4 protein-coding genes are annotated in these 6,574 nt (G+C 63.6%); all 4 read left to right on the forward strand.

Annotated features, from left to right (window positions below; translation table 11 throughout):
• Positions 1 to 357: 357 nt before the first annotated feature.
• A complete protein-coding gene (locus OC610_RS18340; protein ID WP_264429635.1) occupies positions 358 to 1,758 on the forward strand; it encodes an amino acid permease in 1,401 nt (466 codons plus the stop codon).
• A gap of 324 nt (positions 1,759 to 2,082) precedes the next feature.
• A complete protein-coding gene (locus tag OC610_RS18345) occupies positions 2,083 to 3,804 on the forward strand; it encodes a type I secretion system permease/ATPase (protein WP_264429637.1) in 1,722 nt (573 codons plus the stop codon).
• Entirely contained in the window at positions 3,797 to 5,167 is a 1,371-nt protein-coding gene (locus OC610_RS18350; RefSeq protein ID WP_264429638.1) for an HlyD family type I secretion periplasmic adaptor subunit, read from the forward strand. The genes OC610_RS18345 and OC610_RS18350 overlap by 8 nt, the downstream gene beginning before the upstream one ends.
• 2 nt (positions 5,168 to 5,169) lie before the next feature.
• Positions 5,170 to 6,519 carry a TolC family outer membrane protein gene (locus OC610_RS18355; RefSeq protein WP_264429639.1) on the forward strand — a complete coding sequence of 450 codons (1,350 nt, stop codon included), beginning with the start codon at positions 5,170 to 5,172 and terminating at the stop codon, positions 6,517 to 6,519.
• The last annotated feature ends 55 nt before the right edge of the window (positions 6,520 to 6,574 follow it).

Here is a 6,574-nt window from a genome sequence, read left to right on the forward strand (position 1 = left end):
GAGCAGGCTCGCTCCCACGAGGTCGCGGGTATCCGTGCAAAAATACTTAACCCGATAAATTTTTTAAAGGACTCATTTCGGCGGCATGCCACCTGTATTCGCTGAATGTCGCGGACCAGAGCTCTCCAAGAGGCAAAACGCCATGCCGATTTTGGCGAGATCAGGCAAAAACGCGGCGCTCACAGGTAACTAACTCGGGAGTGTAGGCGGGTAACGTGGCTCGACTTTTTATTGCAGAGCCAAATTCGCGAGGGATCGGATCAGACATCCAGGGTGTGCCGCTTTCAGGAGGAGCGAAAACCAAACTCACCAGCCGTCCTTCGACACGCCTCAATGTCGAATAAGAGAACAAACACCATGACCAGCCCGACCTTCAAGGATTCGAACGGCCACCTGGCGCAGGGCTTCAAGCCTCGTCACGTCACCATGCTTTCAATTGCCGGGATTATCGGCGCAGGCCTGTTTGTCGGATCGGGCCATGCCATCGCCGCCGCGGGCCCCGCCGTGATGCTGGCGTATCTTTTCTCGGGTTTGCTGGTGGTCCTCGTCATGCGCATGCTGGGCGAGATGGCGGTTGCCCGGCCGGACACCGGTTCCTTTTCCACCTACGCCGACCAGGCGATCGGACGCTGGGCCGGCTTCACCATCGGTTGGTTGTACTGGTGGTTCTGGGTGTTGGTGATTCCCATCGAGGCACTGGCCGCCGGTCATGTGCTGAACCAGTGGTTTCCCTCCATTGATGCATGGCTGTTCGCCTCGGTGTCGATCATCGCCTTGGCGGTGACGAACCTGTTCAGCGTCTCCAAATACGGTGAATTCGAATTCTGGTTCGCCATGGCCAAGGTGGTGGCGATCATCGGTTTCATCTCCCTGGGCTTCGCGGTCCTGATGGGCTGGATTCCCGAGCGCGAGGCCAGCGGCTTGAGTCGCTTGATGGAGGAATACGGCGGCTTCGCGCCCAATGGCTTGTCGGCCGTGGTCGGAGCTTTCATCACCATCATGTTCAGCTTCATCGGCACGGAGGCGGTGACGATTGCGGCCGCCGAATCCAGCAACCCCGCGCAGAACATTGCCAAGGCCACCCGCTCGGTGATCTGGCGTATCGGCGTTTTCTACCTGCTGTCGATCTTCGTGGTCATTTCCGTGGTGCCGTGGAACGATTCGCAGTTGGCGTCGGTGGGCTCCTATCAACGGGCCTTGGAACTGATGAACATTCCCCACGCCAAGTTCATGGTGGACGTGGTGGTGTTGATCGCCGTGGCCAGTTGCATGAACTCCTCGATCTACATCGCTTCGCGCATGCTGTATTCCCTGGGCCGGCGTGGCGATGCGCCGAGGGCGGTGGAAGTGACCTCGTCTGCTGGGGTGCCAAGGGCCGCGGTGGTTGCCAGTACGGTGTTGGGGTTGGGCATCACCTTGTTCAGCTATTTCATGCCGGCCGGGTTGTTCCAGTTCCTGCTCGCCAGCTCCGGCGCCATCGCGCTGCTGGTGTACCTGGCGATCGCCGTGTCGCAGTTGCGCATGCGGCGCAAGCTGGTCCGGCAAGGCGTCGAGCTGGGCTTTCGCATGTGGTTGTTCCCGTGGCTCACCTGGGCGGTGATCGTGTTCATCTGCGCAGCCCTGGCGGTAATGATGGTGACGCCCGAGCACCGCAGCGAGGTGAGCACCACCCTTGGCCTGGCCTTGGTCATTTCCTTTATCGGCCTGGTGACTTCGCGGCAATCGCCGCAGCCTGAAGAAGCGGTGTCTCTGGGTTAACACTACAAACCTGTGGGAGCGAGCTTGCTCGCGATGGCGTCGGGTCAGTGGCTGGGATTTGACTGCCACACCGCTATCGCGAGCAAGCTCGCTCCCACAGGGAACCTGCGTCTGATCCCCGCGTTTTTCACCGACCCCGAAAATCCCTGCCCCCCTCTGGCACTTACCCTTGGCTGCGTTGTCAGTAGTTGGCGCCCGTACGGGTGGAGTTCGCCACAGATGGCGACAATGTCAGCAGGATGACGCTCTTTTTTTGACGCCTTCGGGCTAATGACTCGCATGGATTGCATCGGGACGGTTATTTCTTTTGCGGGTTGACACTCTATGGGTTTGCTCCTTGATCCACGGCACGACATCGACGCCGCATTGTTAAGTTATCGCCGGGTGTTCTGGTCCCTTGCATTGTTCAGTGGCGTCATCAATCTACTGGTGCTGGTGCCGTCGCTCTACATGATGCAGGTCTACGACCGGGTCCTCACCAGTCGCAACGAAACCACGCTGTTCATGCTGACCTTGATCGCCCTCGGGCTGTTCATGTTCAGTGCGCTGATCGAGTGGGTGCGCGGCGAGGTGATGATCCGCATGAGCGCCGGGTTGGACGACGCCTTGGGCGAGCGGATCTTCGACGCGGCGTTTGCCCGCAGCCTGCGCGAGCACAACGCCAACCCGGCGCAAGTGCTCACCGACCTTGCCACCTTGCGACAACTGATCACCGGCCAGGGCCTGATCGCCTTGCTCGATGCGCCGTGGCTGCCGATCTTCCTGCTGGTGGCGTTCATCTTCCACCCGTGGTTCGGCGTGCTGACCCTGGTGCTCGCGTTGACGCTGATCGGCCTGGCGCTGTGGGGCGAACTGGCGACCCGAGGGCGCCTGGGGGAGGCCAACCGGCTGGGGGTGCAGTCGTCGATCTACGTCAACAGCACGCTGCAGAACGCCGAAGTCATCCAGGCCCTGGGCATGCTCGGGCCGCTACGCCAGCGTTGGAGCCTGTTGCAACAACGCATCATCGCGGCGCAGGCCCATGCCAGCGATCGCGGTGCGCGCATCACCTCGGCGACGCGGTTCGTGCGGATTTCCGGGCAATCCCTGGCCTTGGGATTGGGCGCGCTCCTGGTGCTCGAAGGGCAGTTGTCGGCGGGGATGATGATTGCCATGTCGTTGCTGTTGGGGCGTGCCCTGGCGCCGGTGGAAATCGCCATCGGCTCGTGGAAGCAATTCAACAGCGGCCGCCAGAGCTACCAGCGCTTGAGCCAACTGTTGGCGCAACACCCCCGTGATCGCTTGCGCATGCCATTGCCGCCGCCGACCGGCGCGGTGCGCCTGGAGCAAGTGTATGTGGGGCCGCCCGGGGCCACGCAGCCGATCTTGCGGGGCATCAATTTCAGCCTGGGCAAGGGCGAAGTGCTCGCGGTGGTCGGCCCCAGTGCCAGCGGCAAGTCGACCTTGGCTCGCGCGTTGGTGGGCGTGTGGCCAGCCATCGGTGGATCGGTGCGCCTGGACGATGCCGAGATCAGCCAGTGGTCCCATGATGCGCTGGGGCCGTACCTCGGCTATCTGCCCCAGGACATCGAGCTGTTCGATGGCAGCGTCGCCGACAACATCGCCCGTTTCGGCGAGCAGGACGCCGACAAGATCATCGCCGCCAGCCGCCACGCGGGCATCCACGAAATGATCCTGCGATTCCCCAAGGGTTACGACACGCCGCTGGGGCCTGGTGGACTTGGCCTGTCTGGCGGTCAGAAGCAACGCCTGGGCCTGGCCCGCGCGCTGTATGGCAGCCCGTCGCTGATCGTGCTCGACGAACCCAATTCCAATCTCGATGAAGCCGGCGAACTGGCGCTGGTGCAGGCCATCGGCGTGCTCAAGGCCGCCGGCAGCACCGTGGTGTTGATCACCCATCGGCCCAACGTCCTGGCGGTGGTCGATCACATCCTCGTGTTGAAGGACGGCACTCAACAAGCATTCGGCCCTCGGGACCGGGTGCTCAAGGCATTGATGCCGGGACCGAGGCCGGCGGCTGTGCGGGAGGCAAGCAAGGATGCGTGATTTGAAATCGGCCGCACCGGCCCACGGTGAGCATGGCCTGAGTGTGCTCAGCAGCAACACGTTGCCCAGCGCCAGCACCGATGCGGGTGGCGCGGCGCGCTACGGCGTGGTGTTCCTCGCCCTGGCCCTCGGCGGCTTTCTGCTGTGGGCGTGCCTGGCACCCCTCGACCAGGGCGTGGTGGGCAGCGGCACCGTGGTGGTGGCCGGTGAACGCAAAGCGGTGCAATCGCTGGTTGGCGGGGTCGTGGAAAAATTGCTGGTCAGTGACGGCGACCGCGTCAGCCAAGGGCAACTGTTGGTGCAGCTCAACACGGTGCAGGCGCAATCGCAGTTGGACGTGACCCTGGGCAAGTTGCTCAACGATCGCAGCATCGAGGCACGCTTGATGGCCGAGCGTTTGGGCGCACCTGAGATCCAATGGCCGACGCAACTGCTGGAACGGGCGGATGAGCCCCGCGTCAAGGCGGCCATGGCCCTTCAGAGTCAGCTGTTCGTGACCCGTCGCGCCGAGCTCGGCAGTCGCTTGCAGATCATCGAGCATGAGATCGGCGCCTTGCAGCAGCAGTTGCAGGGCTACGAAGGGGTCAAGCGCAACTACGATGCGCAGATGCGCTTTCAGCAGCAGGAACTCGTCGGCCTGCGTGACCTGGCCCGGGAAGGCTACGTGCCGCGCAACAAGCTCTTCGAGGCCGAGCGCAACGCGGCGCAACTGGCCGGGCAGATTGCTTCCGGCGTGGGTGATGTCGGTCGCACGCGCCAGTCCATCAATGAAAGTCGGCTCAAGGCCTTGCAGGCACAGCAGGAATTTCGGCGCGACGCTGAAACCCAGCTCAGCGAAGTGTCGGCCGAGGCCGCAGGGTATGCCGATCAGATCCGGGCCTTGCAGTTCGAAGTCGACAACGGCGCGATCCGCGCGCCCGTGGCGGGGCAGGTCATGGACCTGGCCATCCACACGGTGGGCGGCGTCGCCCAGGCCGGACAGACCCTGATGCAGGTGGTGCCGCTGGACGCACCGATGGCGATCACCGCGCGTTTCGAGCCGCTGATGGCCAATAAACTGCGTCCCGGGTTGCCGGTGCATGTGCATTTCACCGCGCTGCAACGGGTGGACACGCCGACCGTGACCGGCACCGTCACCACCGTGTCGGCGGATCAACTGATCGACCAACAGACGCACCAGCCGTACTTCTCCGCGAAAGTCGAGATTCCCGCCGAGACCGTTGTCTCGCTGCAGAACGCCGGGCTGCTGGTGCGCCCCGGCATGCTCGCCGACGTCACCGTGGTGACGGGTGAACGTACCTTGATGAACTACCTGATGAAACCGCTGCGCGAACGCTTGCTGGCTGCCTTCAAAGAGGAATGAGCATGACCGACCGTTGCCGTTACGGCGTCCGTGTGCTGTTGAGCTTGTGCACCAGTTGGGCGGTGATCGGCCCGGTCTGGGCGGCCGAGGGCGGGCTGAGCCTGACGGCCGCCTATGACGCTTCGCGCCTCAATGACCCGACCTTGCAAACCGCCACCCATGCCTTCGACGCGTCGCGCCAGGAGGAGGCGATTGGTCGGGGTGGGCTTTATCCGCAGGTGTCGCTGTCGTCGCGCTATGGGTATGGCGGGCGTACCGATGGCGGTGACGACCGCAGCTATGTCAACAGCAACGATTACCAAGCCAACAGCGTGACGTTGGCGGCGCAACAGCCGCTCTACGACAAGGGGCGCTGGGCGGCTTATCAAGAAGGGAAGGCGCGTGGCGCGCTGGGCAGTCAACAGTTCGATGTGGCCGGCCAGGCTTTGTTCGATCGGGTCGCCAAGGGCTATTTCGATGTTGCCCGTGCCGAGAACGAACTCAAGTTGATCGCCCAGCAAAAAACCGCGATCCGTGGCCTGGTCGTCCAGAGCAAAAAGCTCTATGAGGGCGGCCAAGGGGCGATCACCGACATCGACGAGGCCCAGGCCCGGCTCGATCTGGTGGAGGCCCAGGAAACCGAAGCCCAGGCCCGTCGCGTGGCGGCGTTGCGGGCGTTGTCCGGGCGAGCGAGCGTGCCCATCGACGACATCCAGCCGATGCGCGAAGAGCTGCCCGCCGGCACGCCGATCCCGCCGGAGCAGGATTTGCCGTACTGGACGGCGATCGCCCGTGAGGCCAGTCCTGAATTGGCGGCGCGGTTGGCGGCCGTGAAAGTCGCCGAGGCCCAGGCCGACAGCCAGCGCGCCGGGCACTATCCGACGCTGTCGCTGACCACGCAGTTGACCCGCCGGGAAACCCGCCAGTACCAGGAACTCGATCCGCGCCAGGACTCGTACTACGTTGGGGTGCAGCTGGACATTCCGCTGTATCGCGGCGGCGCGGTGCGCGCTTCCGTGGCCAAGGCCGAGGCGCAACTGGCCGGCGCCCAGTCCGACTACGACGTGCAGCGTCAGCAACTGGCCGAGTCCATCGAGACGGATTACCTGGGCGTGGTGGCGGGGTTCGCCAAGAGCAAGGCCATGCAACGGGCGGTGGAGTCCAACCAGCGGGCGCTGACCTCCACCGAAAAGGGTTTCCAGGGCGGCGTGCGTTCGACCGTCGACATCCTCGATGCCCAGCAACGACTCTTCCAGGCCCGCCGGGATTTGCTCAGCACCAAGCTCGACATGCTGCAAAGCTACGTGAGCCTGCACACCCACACCGGCCAGATGAACCGCGCGGTGCTGGAACAGGTGCAAAGCCTGTTCTGAGAGCAAGGTGCGGGAACAGGGCTTTTGTGCCGGGGAAGCTTGCTCCCGCCGGGCT

Source organism: Pseudomonas agronomica, from assembly GCF_025917275.1.
GTDB lineage: Bacteria > Pseudomonadota > Gammaproteobacteria > Pseudomonadales > Pseudomonadaceae > Aquipseudomonas > Aquipseudomonas agronomica.

Coding starts and splice junctions, on each gene's coding strand:
- OC610_RS18350 (WP_264429638.1), top strand. CDS start 3,797: ATGCGTGATTTGAAATCGGCCGCACCGGCCCACGGTGAGCATGGCCTG.
- OC610_RS18355 (WP_264429639.1), top strand. CDS start 5,170: ATGACCGACCGTTGCCGTTACGGCGTCCGTGTGCTGTTGAGCTTGTGC.
- OC610_RS18345 (WP_264429637.1), top strand. CDS start 2,083: ATGGGTTTGCTCCTTGATCCACGGCACGACATCGACGCCGCATTGTTA.
- OC610_RS18340 (WP_264429635.1), top strand. CDS start 358: ATGACCAGCCCGACCTTCAAGGATTCGAACGGCCACCTGGCGCAGGGC.